The organism is Roseibium album (genome assembly GCF_001404515.1).
GTDB lineage: Bacteria > Pseudomonadota > Alphaproteobacteria > Rhizobiales > Stappiaceae > Roseibium > Roseibium album.
The window spans coordinates 318,430-332,857 of the sequence record NZ_CXWE01000001.1 but is presented as its reverse complement, the minus strand read 5'-3'; the positions used below and the strand labels follow the sequence as shown (position 1 = coordinate 332,857).

The 14,428-nt window shown below is 55.7% G+C and carries 10 protein-coding genes; 6 read left to right on the top strand and 4 right to left on the bottom strand.

Annotation, left to right across the window (positions count from 1 at the left end; all coding sequences use genetic code 11):
- Positions 1–91: 91 nt before the first annotated feature.
- Entirely contained in the window at positions 92–856 is a 765-nt protein-coding gene (locus LA5095_RS01550; protein ID WP_029063836.1) for a sulfite exporter TauE/SafE family protein, read from the top strand.
- 56 nt (positions 857–912) lie between these two features.
- Here LA5095_RS01550 and aroC read toward each other — a convergent pair whose 3' ends face one another.
- Entirely contained in the window at positions 913–1,998 is a 1,086-nt protein-coding gene (gene aroC, locus LA5095_RS01545; protein ID WP_055112625.1) for a chorismate synthase, read from the bottom strand.
- 328 nt (positions 1,999–2,326) lie between these two features.
- On the opposite strand from aroC, the gene LA5095_RS01540 reads away from it, so the two are divergent.
- Positions 2,327–4,594, top strand: coding sequence for a putative bifunctional diguanylate cyclase/phosphodiesterase (locus LA5095_RS01540; protein ID WP_055111318.1), 2,268 nt, complete (start codon positions 2,327–2,329; stop codon positions 4,592–4,594).
- 29 nt (positions 4,595–4,623) lie between these two features.
- Here LA5095_RS01540 and LA5095_RS01535 read toward each other — a convergent pair whose 3' ends face one another.
- The 3 genes from LA5095_RS01535 to fabI form a co-directional block, all read right to left on the bottom strand.
- A complete protein-coding gene (locus LA5095_RS01535; RefSeq protein ID WP_082442723.1) occupies positions 4,624–5,793 on the bottom strand; it encodes a DUF3095 family protein in 1,170 nt (389 codons plus the stop codon).
- A 105-nt stretch (positions 5,794–5,898) separates the two neighbouring features.
- Positions 5,899–6,543, bottom strand: coding sequence for a histidine phosphatase family protein (locus LA5095_RS01530; RefSeq protein WP_055111316.1), 645 nt, complete (start codon positions 6,541–6,543; stop codon positions 5,899–5,901).
- A gap of 71 nt (positions 6,544–6,614) precedes the next feature.
- The gene (gene fabI / locus LA5095_RS01525) at positions 6,615–7,433 is read right to left on the bottom strand and encodes an enoyl-ACP reductase FabI (protein WP_055111314.1); all 819 of its coding nucleotides are present in this window, start codon (positions 7,431–7,433) and stop codon (positions 6,615–6,617) included.
- A gap of 170 nt (positions 7,434–7,603) precedes the next feature.
- Between fabI and LA5095_RS01520 the strand changes: the two genes are divergently transcribed.
- The 4 genes from LA5095_RS01520 (at position 7,604) to LA5095_RS01505 (ending at position 14,288) form a co-directional block, all read left to right on the top strand.
- On the top strand, positions 7,604–9,016 hold the full coding sequence (locus LA5095_RS01520) for an FAD-binding oxidoreductase (RefSeq protein WP_055111312.1): 1,413 nt from the start codon (positions 7,604–7,606) through the stop codon (positions 9,014–9,016).
- Positions 9,017–10,087: 1,071 nt separating this feature from the next.
- Complete coding sequence (gene dnaA, locus LA5095_RS01515; RefSeq protein ID WP_055111311.1) at positions 10,088–11,551, top strand: chromosomal replication initiator protein DnaA; 1,464 nt, start codon at positions 10,088–10,090, stop codon at positions 11,549–11,551.
- A 345-nt stretch (positions 11,552–11,896) separates the two neighbouring features.
- Positions 11,897–12,340 carry a glyoxalase superfamily protein gene (locus tag LA5095_RS01510; protein WP_055111309.1) on the top strand — a complete coding sequence of 148 codons (444 nt, stop codon included), beginning with the start codon at positions 11,897–11,899 and terminating at the stop codon, positions 12,338–12,340.
- Between the two features lie 145 nt (positions 12,341–12,485).
- Positions 12,486–14,288: a caspase family protein gene (locus LA5095_RS01505; RefSeq protein WP_055111307.1), complete on the top strand. Its 1,803-nt coding sequence runs from the start codon at positions 12,486–12,488 to the stop codon at positions 14,286–14,288.
- The last annotated feature ends 140 nt before the right edge of the window (positions 14,289–14,428 follow it).

The window sequence follows — 14,428 nt, the reverse complement described above, 5'->3', positions numbered from 1 at the left end:
GCATTATTGCAGCTGATGCCTGCAATTTCGAGAATTTACTTGCGTTATCGCAGCCTGTTAGAAAACGGCCGGTTTGAACGAAAGAGTGATAATGCTTCAGGATCTGACAAGCTGGACAGGACTGCCTCCGAGTTATCTGGTGATCAGCGCCACCATGGTGTTCGTTGCAGGCGCGGTTCGCGGCTTTGCCGGGTTCGGCCTGTCTGCGGTTCTCATGGCCAGCATTGTCGTTTTTGTCCCCCCTGTGGAACTGATCCCCGTCTGCTTTATTCTGGAAGCAGCAGCCAGCCTGGCCATGTTTCGCGGAGGCCTGAGGGAAGCCGACCTGGGAACTGCCGTGACACTTGCACTTTTCAGCGCGATCGGTGTTCCCCTCGGCCTCGCCCTGACAACCAGCATAGATGCCGACCTTTCCAAGCTGTTTGCCCTGGTGCTGGTGCTCACCCTTACGATCCTGCAGCTTCTGAAGGTCAAAATGGCCGTCACCTCACAGCGTGTTGCCATCCCGGTCACCGGGTTCGCTGCAGGTGTCGTCAGCGGGCTGGCATCCATCGGGGGAATGGTGATTGCCCTTTACATTCTCGCTTCACCGAAAAAAGCGCGGGAAATGCGAGGCGCCCTTGTCCTCTACCTGTTCTTTGGAATGCTGACTTCATCGGTAACGCTATTCCTGTTCGGCGTACTGGATGAAAAGGCAGTTGTTCGCGGCGCAATCTTTTCGCCGCTTGTTCTGGCGGGTGTCTTTGTCGGCAGCAAACTGTTCAGTCGCAGCCTTGACCAGACCTACCGCCGGGGGTGCCTCTATCTTCTGATGCTGTTCGCCGGCGCAGGCCTCATCAGAACCGTCATATTCTAGGTCAAAAAATACGTTCATACCGAGGTACGGAAATTTCAGAGGATTGTCGGAGCAATCTACCCAATCTGGCCGCGGTGCCTCAGATAGTGGTCGGCAAGTACGCACGCCATCATGGCTTCGCCCACTGGAACCGCCCTGATACCGACACAAGGATCGTGCCGTCCCTTCGTCATCACATCCACTTCTTCGCCCTGCCGGGTTATCGACTTGCGCTCGGTCAGGATTGACGACGTCGGCTTGACGGCAAAGCGCACGACCAACGGGTCTCCATTGGAGATACCTCCAAGAACGCCACCGGAATTGTTCGTCAGGAAGACCGGTCTGCCGACATCATCCACGCGGATCTCGTCGGCATTTTCTTCTCCGGTCAGGCTGGCAGCTTCAAAACCATTGCCGACCTCTACACCCTTGACCGCATTGATCGACATCATCGCCGCGGCCAGGTCGGTATCCAGCTTGCCATAGATCGGCGCTCCCCAACCCGCCGGGATACCTTCGGCAACGACCTCTATGACTGCGCCGACGGATGACCCGGCCTTTCTGACACCATCAAGATAATCTGCCCAGAGCCCGGCAGCCTGAGGGTCCGGTGAAAAGAACGGATTGTTGCCGATTTCCGACCAGTCCCAGTTTTCCCGGTCGATCTTGTGCTCTCCCACCTGGACCAGAGCACCACGAATTGTAACGCCCTGAAGAACCTTTCTGGCAACAGCTCCGGCTGCGACCCGCATAGCGGTTTCCCGGGCGGACGAACGGCCACCGCCGCGATAGTCGCGAATACCGTACTTGGCATCATATGTGAAATCCGCATGCCCGGGCCGGAACCGATCCTTGATCTGCGAGTAGTCCTTCGACCTCTGATCCGTATTTTCAACCATCAGGGAGATTGGTGTACCGGTGGTTTTCTGAACCTCGTCGTCATCGACCATAACGCCGGACAGGATCTTCACCTCATCTGCCTCACGCCGCTGTGTCGTGAAGCGAGACTGGCCGGGCTTGCGCAATTCCATGTAGCCCTGGATGTCACCCTCCGTCAGCGGGACAAGCGGCGGGCAGCCGTCGATCACGCAGCCGATGGCCGGGCCGTGGCTTTCCCCCCACGTTGTGACACGAAACAAGTGACCAAAACTGTTGTGCGACATGAAGATTTCCAATTTCCAGCAGGAAAGACGTCAGATGCCGAGCGATAAGCCAAACTGCCGGGAAGCTCAAGCCCCGGTTCATTTCCACTGTCCTTGCCAAATCCGTTTCCACGGCTTCTCGGACACTCAATAATCCGCAACCCTCAAAAACTAATATTCGATGAAAATACGGCCTCTTATACTTTCACTTGTTTGTGACTTTCGACGCTAATTCTTAAACTCACTCAACAGTTCAAAACATCCTGTAAAACTGGCTCTGTATTTGCCAATCCTTAAGGCACGTCGGATATCAGACTAAACCTCGGGCATCTTAACGTGGGGCACAGTTGTGCATATCAGAGGTTGGCTGACAGGTCTTATCGTCTTCTTGCTGGCACCTTGCCTGCTCTTTGCCTCGCTCTGGTTTCACAACAAGTTCGAGAATGTCAGCTCGATCGACCGTAGCCTTGCCGGGCTCAACCTGGTTCAGTCGCTGGGCCCGCTGATGCAGGAAAAGGCCCTCACAGGGCAGATCAGCCAGCCAACTGAAATGCTCCGCCGACGCCTTGTCGATTTCGACACGTCACAGACCACAGACGAACTCGCCACCGAACTTGATGATTTTCTTCAAGAGCCAAATGTTCCCGATGCGCTACGCAAAGCCAGGTTGCTGACGGCAAAGATTTCACAACTCGCAAAGCTCAGCGCCTCATCGTCCTACGAAACCTCCAAGCTTCCGCATTTGATCAACGACACATTGATGACGGTCGTCATCGAAACGTCCGTCATGGTGAAAAACGGCGAGATGCTATCCGGAAAGGCGGCCATCAACACCTGGGACAAGATGCTCGTTCCCGTCCAGGGAGGGCAATTCAAGGTCGCGGCGGACGGAGCCTCCCGGGCGACCAGGGAATATTTTCAGGGCCTGGAAGGACCGAGAGCAGATGTGCTCAGGGACAAGGCGGCCGCCTATCGCAGTGCCAATCTCGCCTACCAGTCTGCCGGTTCGAAATTGCTGTCTTCGACAATCAAGGGAAACAGCGGTGCGGACATCACCAATGAACAACTGAATTCCGTCCAACCTGATTTCGTGCGCACCATTTTCGCGCTGTGGCAGGAAACCGTCGACTACCTTCATGAGGATCTGCAGCAGCAACGGGCCGAGACTTTGTTTGCCGTTGCACTTGCCGGGCTCGTCGGCGGCCTCGTCATCGTGGCAGCCTTCGCCATAGCTGTCGCACTCAGCAGAGCACTTGCCGACCGGACCCAGCAGGAATTTGAAAACCTGGGTTTTCATGACCCGTTGACCGGATTGCCGAACCGCCGGGCGCTCCTCAGGTCGATCCGGGCACTGCCTCCCTGTGCGGTGGAAAACAGTACCGGGCTGATCATCTTCGACCTTCGTCACTTCAAGAAAATCAACGATCTTTACGGCGACCAGGCAGGAGACACCATTTTAAGAGATACCGCTGAGCAACTGGTCCAGTTCGCCGAAGCACAGGACATTCTGTGCAGGACCGGTGGAACGGAATTCATGCTGCTGCGCCCCAATGTGTCCGACGCACCGGAATTTGAGAAACTACCCGCCAGGATCATTCGGGAACTCGGCAAAGAACGTATCGTTGATGATCAGAAAATAGTGCTTGAGTCCAATGCCGGGTTGCTGATCAACAAATTCGGCGATCCGGTCACCGATCAAATTCTTGTCGATGCGGAATTGGCCCTGCGGTCGGCGAAGCAGAAAGCGCCATGTAAATGCGCCCTGTTCACATCCGAAATGCGTACAGTGTTCGAGGAGAATGGGGAGATTGCCAAGCGGCTCCACAAAGCTCTGAACAACGATGACATCCTGCCGTGGTTCCAGCCGCAAATAGATATAGTGACCGGCGAGGTTGTCGGTGCTGAAGCACTCGTTCGCTGGCTGGATTACGGGCAGATCCGCTTTCCGGGCTACTTCCTGCCGGCGGCCGAGGAAGCTGGATACATGGACCGGATTGAAGACATTGTACGCCGGAAAACCATCGACCTCGCGGCGGAGCTTGCCGGCCGGACACGCCGAACGATCCATTTCGGTCTGAACGTGTCGGCTGACTTGCTCAGCAGTGCAAGGGCCGTCGACGCCCTTCACTGCCAGGTCAAGGACGCGGGCCTTTCTCCTTCACTCATCAGTCTTGAAATTCTGGAAGCGGTCATGATCGACGAGGATACGGCCGCGCCGATCAAGGAGAACATCGCCCATCTTTCCGAGCTCGGTTTTTTTGTTGAACTCGACGACTTCGGGACAGGTCATTCGAGTATCTCCAGCCTGCGGGATCTGAAGATCGACAGGGTCAAGATCGACCGGAGCTTCGTGTCCGGCGTGGATATGAAGCCTGACCTGCAGAAATTCACCAGTGCCCTGATCAACCTCGCCAAAAGCCTTGATATCGACGTCCTTGCCGAAGGTGTCGAAACGACAGGTGAGCGTGACTGGCTCAGACAGAATGGCTGTGACGTCATACAGGGATTTCTGATCTCCAAGGCAGTGCCGGAAGTCGATCTAAGCACGATAATCCTCAGACAGAACTTTGGTGCGCGCCCAACCACAAACGCTGATCGGAAGTCCGCAATCGCCTGAGCCGGCATTGTCCCGAAGCGCGGCCCCGTTCAGGCGGTTTTCAATATGGCCTGACGCTGCTTGAATTCGGCAGCCGCCATGGACAGACCGCCGTTTGAACCGTCAACAAAGTGAATGTGCTGACTGTTGCCGATATCCTGGACAAAACAGGTCATAAGCGCTTCGCCCGACACGTGCATTCCAAAAATGACCTCGCCTTCATCGTAGGTTGACGCCAGGCACGTCTCAAGAGCTTCAAGTTGCTGCGGGGTAAGATCCAGCACAAGCTGCAAGCTGTCTCCAACCTTCCGATGATCGGTGTTGAGGCCCAGTTCGCGAAAATATTTTTTCGGGTCAAAGGGACCGACACGAAAACCGGTCGCATATCCCCAAACGAAGAACACGCACTCAAACAGGCCTTTGGCCCAGCCACGGGCATGTTTTCCGGCAGATGCGAGGTTCACTTCCAGACCAAGGCCTTTTGGTGGGAAACGAAATTTCAAACGCGGTTTTTCGGCCAGCCTGGTTCGATTGTCGTCGACAAGCGGATTGAAGCCAAGCTCCTCGGCAATCCTGTCCATCAACTCCGTCAGGGACCTGCGCCCTGCGGGCTTCAGAATGAGGGAGACAATATGCCCGTTTTGCGCAGGCAGTGGTTCCCAACGGCAGGAGAGTCCTTCCAGGGGTGGCAGATCCGCATTGTCGGAGGTTATCGCATAGGGGTGGACAGCTTCCGGGTCCTTCAAGATCCTGTCGGCAATATCAAGACCGTCTCCAACGATCATTGCCAGGTGATTTCCCGGGCTCAGGAGATATTTGCGCAACTTGATGTCACCACCGCGAGCTCGGATGACAGCAACTGGGATCGCGGCGGCGCGCAACTCGAGTTCCATGACATGGCTGGCCAGATCAACTACACCAGCCAGGGCTTCCTTGCCTTTTTCCAGATCCGCGGCGGGGATCAACATCATGGCGCCGTCACCACCGAACACGAACGGAACCCTGTCACGACCGACGTTGTTCAGCACAGCAGCAATGACTGCCGCGCCAGTCATGTTGACGTCCTTGTAACGTCCCTGCGCGACCGCATCGCCCGAGCGGACAATATCCGCGGCCAGAACATACCAATCGTTGGGAACCGGACGATAGTTCTCCAGCTTCGCAACGCTGCTGAAATCGGAGAAACTCGGCAGTTCACGGTAGAATTCTTCTGCGGACACAACACCCCCCTCGGATTGCGAAGGTTACGCGGTGATCGTCAGAGCCGATCACCACGTCATGGAAAACACTGTGTCACTAAATCGTGTAATTCCGTAGCAGATACGTCAAATCGCGCTGAATTGTCCGTTCCGCCAGACAAAAACCTTGTCCTGAGGCACATCAAGCTTCGGGACGTTTGCGCTTTCAAGCCCCTCCAGCCAACCGCGCAGCACCCTGAAGACACCGCCATGTGCAACGACCACCGTTGGCTGCAAGACACTCTTGAGCCAGTCACCGACCCGGTCCGCCAGCATTTCGTAGCTTTCGCCACCCGGTGGAACAAATCGCCACTTGTCCGCCCGCCGTTGCAGGAGCAGTTCCTGCTCCTTGTCGGCAAGATCCTCGAGCCGAAAACCTTCCCATTCGCCGAAAGTCAGTTCCAGAAGCCTTTCTTCCAAACGGTAACCATCAACACCCAGTCCCATGCCGTCCCGCAAAAGTTCCATTGTGTTTCTGGTGCGGCCAAGCGGGGACGCGACAAAATCGAAGGCAGTGGGGTCAAGCCCCTCACGCTTCATGAAATCCCTGAGCCGAACGCCGTTGGACGCAGCCTGTTCCCTGCCAGTCCCGTTGAGAGGAATATCCAGGTGTCCCTGCATTCTGCCTTCCCGATTCCATTCCGTCTGGCCATGCCTGACAAATATCAGAAGGTCGGGGTCATGAATTTGCGGCAATCGGACTGTTGCGCCGCCGGTTTGTAACGTCGTCATGATGTTTTCCAGGATCAGGTCTGTCCTTGAACAGAAAAAAACGGCCGGTCAGTACCGGCCATTCAGCTCAATCAGTCCTTGACGACCGATATATCCGGAGCGTCGACCGCCTTCATGCCAACGATGTTGTAGCCACAATCGACATGCTGAATTTCTCCGGTGACACCGCGCCCCAGGTCGGACAGCAAGAACAGAGCGCTGTCGCCGACCTCTTCGATTGTCACTGTGCGCCGAAGCGGTGAATTGTATTCGTTCCACTTCAGAATATACCGGAAATCGCCGATGCCGGACGCGGCCAGCGTCTTGATCGGACCGGCCGAAATGGCATTGACGCGAATGTTCTGCGGACCAAGATCCATTGCGAGATATTTCACGCTCGTTTCAAGTGCAGCCTTGGCGACGCCCATGACATTGTAGTGCGGCATGACCTTCTCAGCACCGTAATAGGTCAGTGTGAGGATCGACCCGCCCTCGGACATCAGTTTTTCAGCGCGTTGGGTCACAGCTGTCAGTGAATAGCAGGAAATATCCAGGGTACGGGCAAAGTTGTCGGAAGACGTGTCGACAAAACGTCCTGTCAGTTCAGCCTTGTCCGAAAACGCGACAGCATGGACCACGAAGTCGATCTTGCCCCATTTGTCTTCAAGGGCCTTGAAGACGGCATCGATCGTTTCGCCCTCGGTAACGTCACAATGACCGACGACAATTGCACCCAACTGCTCGGCAAGCGGTTCGACCCGTTTCTTCAAAGCATCGCCCTGATAAGTAAGCGCCAACTCGGCTCCCGCGTCGGCCAACGCTTTGGCAATACCCCAGGCAATCGACTTGTTGTTTGCCACGCCCATGATCAGGCCGCGTTTGCCATTCATCAGTCCGCGCGTTTCCGCCATCTTCTTCTCCGAAAAGGATTCCTGTACCACCCGAGCGGGCTGGCCTCCTATGGCACAAGGGTTTGGTTCCTTCAAGAGTCACAGCGACCGAATGCGCCGTCGACGTGCGCGAAAACACCTACTATTGTGACGCCCGATTCCCGCCATTCAACTTCGCAAGGACCCCGCTCATGGAGCGCATTCCACACGCCGACCGTTTCGCTGAATTGATCGGCGCCGCAAACGTCATGACCACCCCGGAAAACCAGGTTCCATACCTGAAGGAGTGGCGCGATCTATATCAGGGTGTCACGCCGATGGTGCTTCGTCCAGGCAACGTCGAAGAGGTCAGTTCAGTCATGAGATATGCTTATGAACATGACATCAAGATCGTTCCACAGGGCGGCAATACAGGGCTTGTGGGGGGGCAAATTCCGCAGGAAACCGGGGATGAAATCGTGTTGTCCCTCTCTCGGCTCAACAAGATCCGCTCTGTCGACTCCGCCGGTTTCACCATTACGGTAGAGGCAGGAGTAGTCCTGGAGACGCTTCATGACGAGGCCGAAAAAGCCGGTCGCCTGTTTCCACTTTCACTTGGTTCTCAAGGCTCGTGTCAGATCGGCGGGAACATCTCAACCAACGCCGGCGGGACAGCCGTCCTGGCCTATGGCAACACGCGCGACCTCGTCCTCGGACTGGAAGTTGTCCTGCCAACAGGTGAAATCTGGGACGGTCTCAGAACGCTTCGCAAGGACAATACCGGTTATGATTTGAAACAATTATTTATCGGCGCAGAGGGTACCCTGGGGATAATTACGGCTGCGTCTTTGAAGCTTTTTCCCAAGCCCAGGAAACTGGAAGCCGCCTTTGTCGGGTTGCCGGATCCTCAGGCGGCACTCAAACTCTTCACAATGGCAAAGGCTCAGGCCGGACCGGTTCTAACCGGATTTGAAATCATGCCGCGTGTGGGTCTGGAATTTTGCCTGAATCATCTGGAGGGTGCACGCGATCCGCTCAATGGCACCCACGCCTGGTACATTCTCCTGGAGCTCTCGAGCGGATCTGATGCCTTCCCGATCAGGGATCTGATGGAAAGCATACTCGGCGAAGCCTTCGAGGAAGGTCTGGTGGAAGACGCAGCCTTTGCCCAGAACCTTTCGCAAGTGCAGGACTTCTGGCATATCCGCCACGGCATGTCGGAAGTCCAGAAACCCGAAGGGGGTTCAATCAAACACGATGTCTCCGTACCGGTTGCCTGCATCCCGGATTTCCTCGACAAGGCAATCGCCGCAGTCAAGGCTTTCGTGCCGGGTTGCCGGCCCGTGCCCTTTGGACATATCGGCGACGGAAACATCCATTTCAATGTCTCCCAGCCCATCGACGCCGACAAGGATGCCTATCTTGCGAAATGGGACGAGATGAACGCCATCGTCCACGGCATCGTGCACGAATTCGGCGGCAGCATCTCCGCCGAACATGGCATCGGCCGCCTGAAAAGAACCCTGCTGAAGGACGTGAAATCCAATGTTGAACTGGACCTGATGCGCCGGATCAAGAAAGATCTGGACCCAAAGAACCTTCTGAACCCCGGGCGCATTATCTGACCCTCCTGTCCCGGTGTCTGACACCGTTTCGTTGCCTGTCCGCATCCGGTTGCGCACATGTCCGCAATGGCCTTGCCATCCCTTGGCAGGATTTCGGCGAGAGACCGCCGGTCCGTTCAGACCGATTGTCGGGCGAAGAGTGCGCGGTCCGGTTCTCCTTTGATTTTCCGAGCCGGACCGCTGCTTTCCTCTCCCATGGAATAATTCACTATTACTTATACAATTCTTAGGCGAGTCCAAGTTGTACCAGCTTCGCCTGAGATCAATTCCCGGGCTACAGCCAGTTAGCGAAATTCACGGCTTTGCAAGCAAGTGACACGCCGATATGTCCTGGATCAGCAATATACGAGGAGGCCCAAACGAAGTCTCTCGTCAAACTCCGGTGTAGCTGCTGGATTGAGAATTCGAAACAGATAATTGAATTAATTCGTATTTATTCTGTTTTCATCGACACCGGCCAACTTCTCATCGGAGCGTCAATCCGGTGATCTGCTCCCGAAAATCTCCCTGACTTTCATGGACTCGACGCTCATTCGGGCCTGAAATACGGGGTGATTCACGTACCTTCTGACTGGCAAGCTTTTGTTCATCAACAAAGTTCCTTGTAAAAAATGACTGATTTTTCAATCAGTAATATGCAAAACCCTCGCGGAAATTTACAAAATCGACAACTACCTTTTGAAAACTTGCAGAAAAAACGCTCAAAAGTTAAATTTTTATTAAAAATGCTTGCGTGCCTGAAGGCATTGATGAAACACTAGCAGAAGGAAAAACTCGATCAGGACTTGCGGCATGTCCTGAAATCGATGAGGCGTAAGTTTTGATATGTATTATTTACCTTCAAATATCTCCTCATCTACACAAACTACGATGCGAAGCGTCTATGACCTCATAAGAATAAGCTATTTGTAAACATGGTAAGTAAAAGGTTAATCATGTGTCATAGGCGTCAATAAGCCAACCGGTCGAAAGACCTGACAAAAGCAAAAGAGTTGCGAAGGCGGAACCAGCAGCTCGCAGACAGTGCACGGGGGAGAACGACACAGTCGTTCTCCTAGATGGAGGCCACAAATGCAGGTTCAGAACTTAGCCAGTTCGGATCAATGGGATCGTGTGAAAAATGAACTGAGAAATGAACTCGGTGAGGATGTGTTTTCAAACTGGTTCGGAAGAGTGAAGCACGAAGAAACCGTGGGCGATTCAGTTCATCTTTCGGTCCCCACGCGTTTTCTGAAAAACTGGATCCAGAACAACTACGAGAAAAAGCTGGTCGGACTTTGGAAGCGCGAACTCGACGACATCAATCGCATTGAACTGACCGTCCGCGGAGCGTTGCGCCCGCGTCAGGTCAACGTAACGCACCCCCCGAAATCTATTACTGCGCGCCGGATCAGTGGCCGCACCGCACCGTTCGGCAATCCCGCCCAATTCGGTGCAGCCAACAGGTCTGCCGCGATCCCCTGCCTTGCAGACACCGGAGATGAAGCTGCTGCGGAATTCCTGAGCGGAGCAGCGGTCAATCCCAAGCTGACGTTCGAGACGTTCGCGGAAGGCTCTTCCAACAGCCTGGCCTGTGCCGCCGTCCGACAGATGGCGGCAGGACATGAAGGCACTCTGGAAATGCTCTTCATTCACTCTTCGACCGGTATCGGCAAGACGCACCTGCTTCAGGCAGCAGCTGCGGAAGCCCGCAAGTCCGGCCGGCGGGTCGCCTATCTGTCCGCCGAGTTTTTCATGTATCACCTGGTACCTGCCTTGCGGACACCGGCCTTTCCGGTCCTTCGCCAGGCAATGAAGTCGATCGACCTGTTGCTTGTCGACGATCTCCAGTTCCTCCATGGCAAACAGGCGCATGAGGAATTCGGCAGAACACTCGAAATTCTGATGGAAGCACCCAGTCAGATCATCATGGCAGCCGACCGGATGCCCGATGCCCTCGGTACGCTGAGCGGCAAGGTCATGCAGAGGATACAAACCGGTGAGGTCGTCGGCATCCAGGCGACGGACTATGCGTTGCGGCATGACATTTTGCGGAAGCGGATTGCGGCGGCCAGACGCACCCATCCAGCGTTCAGCGTGCCCGAGGAGGTCGCCGACTACATAGCGCGCTACGTTATTTCTTCGGCACGCGATCTGGAGGGGGCACTGAATCGCCTGTTCGCTCACAATCAGCTGACCAAACAGCCGGTTACAATGGATCTTGCGGAAAAAACGCTGCACGATCTGGTCAGGATCGGTGAACCGCGCACGATCAAGGTGGAAGAAATCCAGCAGATCGTCTGCAAACATTTCAGTGTCACCAAGGCGGACCTTTTGTCGTCCTGCAGGGCCAGGACCCTTGTACGCCCGCGCCAGATTGCAATGTACATCGCCAAGGTCGTAACGGGACGGTCGCTCCCCGAAATCGGCCGCCGTTTCGGTAATCGCGACCACACAACGGTTCTCCATGCCGTTCGAAAGATCGAGGACATGGTGACAAAAGACAACGTATTGGCGCAGGAGGTCGAACTCCTCAAGAGCCTGATACAGACCTGACCGGCTCCAGGGTGACGTCTACCCTGTTGACCTGCGGCAGCGACAAGACTGCCGTCACCCCCGGCACCGGGCACAATATCCGCCAGGTGTCATGCAAACCTCCCTTACTTGAAGCCGCGAAAGCGGCTTCTTTTTTCTTTCATTGACAGATGCAAGTTGTCCGAATATGCGTGAGGTCGGTTTGAGGAAGCCAGCCGCCCGCGGGCAGAGCCCAAGGTGAAATTCCTTTCACGAAGTCTTCTTCGTCGAATGTCGACCTTCACAGGACTGTGCAGGCTGATGGCAATGCGGGCCCCATTGGAAGGCGATTGCCTCCGACCCTGCCTTTCTTGAAAAGGTAATATCATGACACTCCCCAGTGTTTCCGAATTGAAATCCCAGGCGAAACGCCTGCGCAAGGCCCTTGCGGCAAACGGCAAGCAACTGTCACACAGCCAGGCGCTCGAACTTGTGTCGACGCAACATGGTTTCAGGGACTGGAACACCGCCAGTGCGACAGTGTCGCGCCCCAACCACTTCGCATTTTCGGTCGGTGACCGGGTATCCGGCACTTACATGCAGCAGGCCTTCCAGGGAGAAATCACGGCTCTCTCCAAGGTCGGGACGACAGAGCGATACCATGTGACGATCCAATTTGACGAACCCGTCGATGTGGTCACATTCGACAGCTTTTCCGCGTTTCGAAGCCGCGTGAACTGTCTCATCCGTTCTGACGGTGTCGCCGTGAAGAAAACATCCGACGGTGAGCCCTATCTGCGACTGAAACCGGCAGAACCGGACGCGGACTGACGGCATCCTCCAGGGTTGGACGAGCCCTCCGGAACACAATCTCCCGCAGTGTCATGCTGCGGGAGACCTGGCATGCTCGTTCTGGAGGCCTCTGGTATTCCTGGCAAACACGTTGCAAAATCTCTCATTGGCCGGGGGAGACAGAATGCATCAGCTTGGAATTGGCGCCGTGAAGCAGTTGAAGATGTTGGGCATTGTCCTGTGGGCGCTCGTCTGCCTTGCAGCGACGACCGTCCAGGAGACCAACGCAGCCGTGATCCCCGGCGGAAACGGGGGATGGCTCGTGGTCGCGAGCCGCCCCAACGCGTCCGAGGCTGTCAATGTTGCGCGCGGTTACGCCAGCCGGTTTCCGAAAACAACGGTCTTTCAGTCCAGCAATGGCTGGTTCGCGATCACACTGGGCTGGATGACCCAACCCGGCGGCAATCGCTACAAGGCCAACCTGCAGTCCGGCGGCATCATCCCGGGAGACAGCTATTTCCACAATGGTCAACGCTTTCAGTTCGCTGTCTGGTCGGCGACCGGCATAACGGGGGGCGCGTCCCGGTCGCTGATTGCATCAACCCGCATCACGACCGGCTCGGGAGGTGTAGCAAGCCCTCCTACGACATCGCAAAATGCCTTTGTCTCGGGCCTCGATCCAACCGGTGACAACTACCTGTCGCTTCGCACGGGACCGAGCACACGGTATCAGGAAATCGTCCGCATGGGTTTAAACACCCCGCTGACCATCCTTGGCAGAAGTGGACCCTGGCTCAATGTCGCACTCGCCGATGGGCGAACCGGCTGGGCGTACGGCAAGTATGTCGCTTCCGCTCCCGGATACGCACCGCCGCCGCAACCATCCATCGCGCCTGCACCTGTCACACCACCGACTGTTGCCAAACGGTCGATCACGCCGCCGAGCCCAGGCGTCGTGGGAGACCTGAGCGGGACCAGTGACAACTTCCTGTCGCTCAGATCAGGTGCGGGAACAGGCCACTCTGAAATTGCAAGACTGCTCGAAGGCACCAGGCTTTCCCTGCTGGCGCAACAGGGTGCCTGGTTCGAAGTTGAACTTTCAAACGGGATGCGTGGCTGGGCTTACGGCCAGTATGTCGATGCAGCAAAACCCAGACAAAGCGCATCCCAATCGGTCCCGGTTATCGGTCCGGACCCACAACCAGATCCAAATGAAAGCAAACCGCGCCAAAGGCATGAGACCGCAACAAGCCCGAAGCTGCCGGATCTGGGAACCCTTCCTGAAGGCAAGCGGGTCGCCTTGATCATTGGCAATTCGGCATATGAACACGCCCCGCCCCTGCCCAATCCGAAAAACGATGCTACCGACTTGCAGGAATCGCTGAAGCGCCTGGGCTTCACGGTTATTCTCGGTCTGGATCAGAGCAAAATCGCCATGGAAGGAACAGTCAGAGCGTATGTACGTTCGATCCAGGATGCAGATGTCGCCCTGTTCTTCTACGCAGGTCATGCGATGCAGTTGAGTGGAAGAAACTATCTCATTCCGATAGACGCAAAACTCGAAGACGAAACCGCTGTCGACTTCGAGACGATCGAACTCGGCACGGTGCTGGACTACATGAATGCGCCCGGCCGACTGTCGATTGCGCTTCTGGACGCATGCCGTGACAATCCACTCTCACGCCGGTTTTCACGCAGTCTTGGCGTCAGCCGCAGTTCGCAGGTTGAACGCGGGCTTGCCGCTCCTCAGGCTGGCGGGGGCAATATCCTCATCGGCTTTGCAACGGCTCCGGGCGAGGTCGCCCTGGATGGCGACGAAGACAACAGCCCGTTCACAACGGCACTGCTCACTCATATCGAGACACCCGGCCTTGAAATCGAAATCATGATGAAACGGATCAAGGCGGATGTGTACGATTCGACAAGGGGTACACAGTCGCCGTGGCACAATTCAGCGCTGAGACGGGAATTCTATTTCAAAAACTAGAGCCTTTTTCGAAGAATAAGGCACGGGTTGTGCCGATATTCAGGTTTATCGGGCATGCCCGGTTGTTTCAGCGGTCTGGCCAAACTCAAGCAGCATCGGACTTCAGGTGTCCCAGTGATGAGTTGAACCGGGTCCATCAA

Coding starts and splice junctions, on each gene's coding strand:
- LA5095_RS01550 (WP_029063836.1), top strand. CDS start 92: ATGCTTCAGGATCTGACAAGCTGGACAGGACTGCCTCCGAGTTATCTG.
- LA5095_RS01505 (WP_055111307.1), top strand. CDS start 12,486: ATGCATCAGCTTGGAATTGGCGCCGTGAAGCAGTTGAAGATGTTGGGC.
- dnaA (WP_055111311.1), top strand. CDS start 10,088: ATGCAGGTTCAGAACTTAGCCAGTTCGGATCAATGGGATCGTGTGAAA.
- LA5095_RS01510 (WP_055111309.1), top strand. CDS start 11,897: ATGACACTCCCCAGTGTTTCCGAATTGAAATCCCAGGCGAAACGCCTG.
- LA5095_RS01530 (WP_055111316.1), bottom strand. CDS start 6,543: ATGACGACGTTACAAACCGGCGGCGCAACAGTCCGATTGCCGCAAATT.
- fabI (WP_055111314.1), bottom strand. CDS start 7,433: ATGGCGGAAACGCGCGGACTGATGAATGGCAAACGCGGCCTGATCATG.
- aroC (WP_055112625.1), bottom strand. CDS start 1,998: ATGTCGCACAACAGTTTTGGTCACTTGTTTCGTGTCACAACGTGGGGG.
- LA5095_RS01520 (WP_055111312.1), top strand. CDS start 7,604: ATGGAGCGCATTCCACACGCCGACCGTTTCGCTGAATTGATCGGCGCC.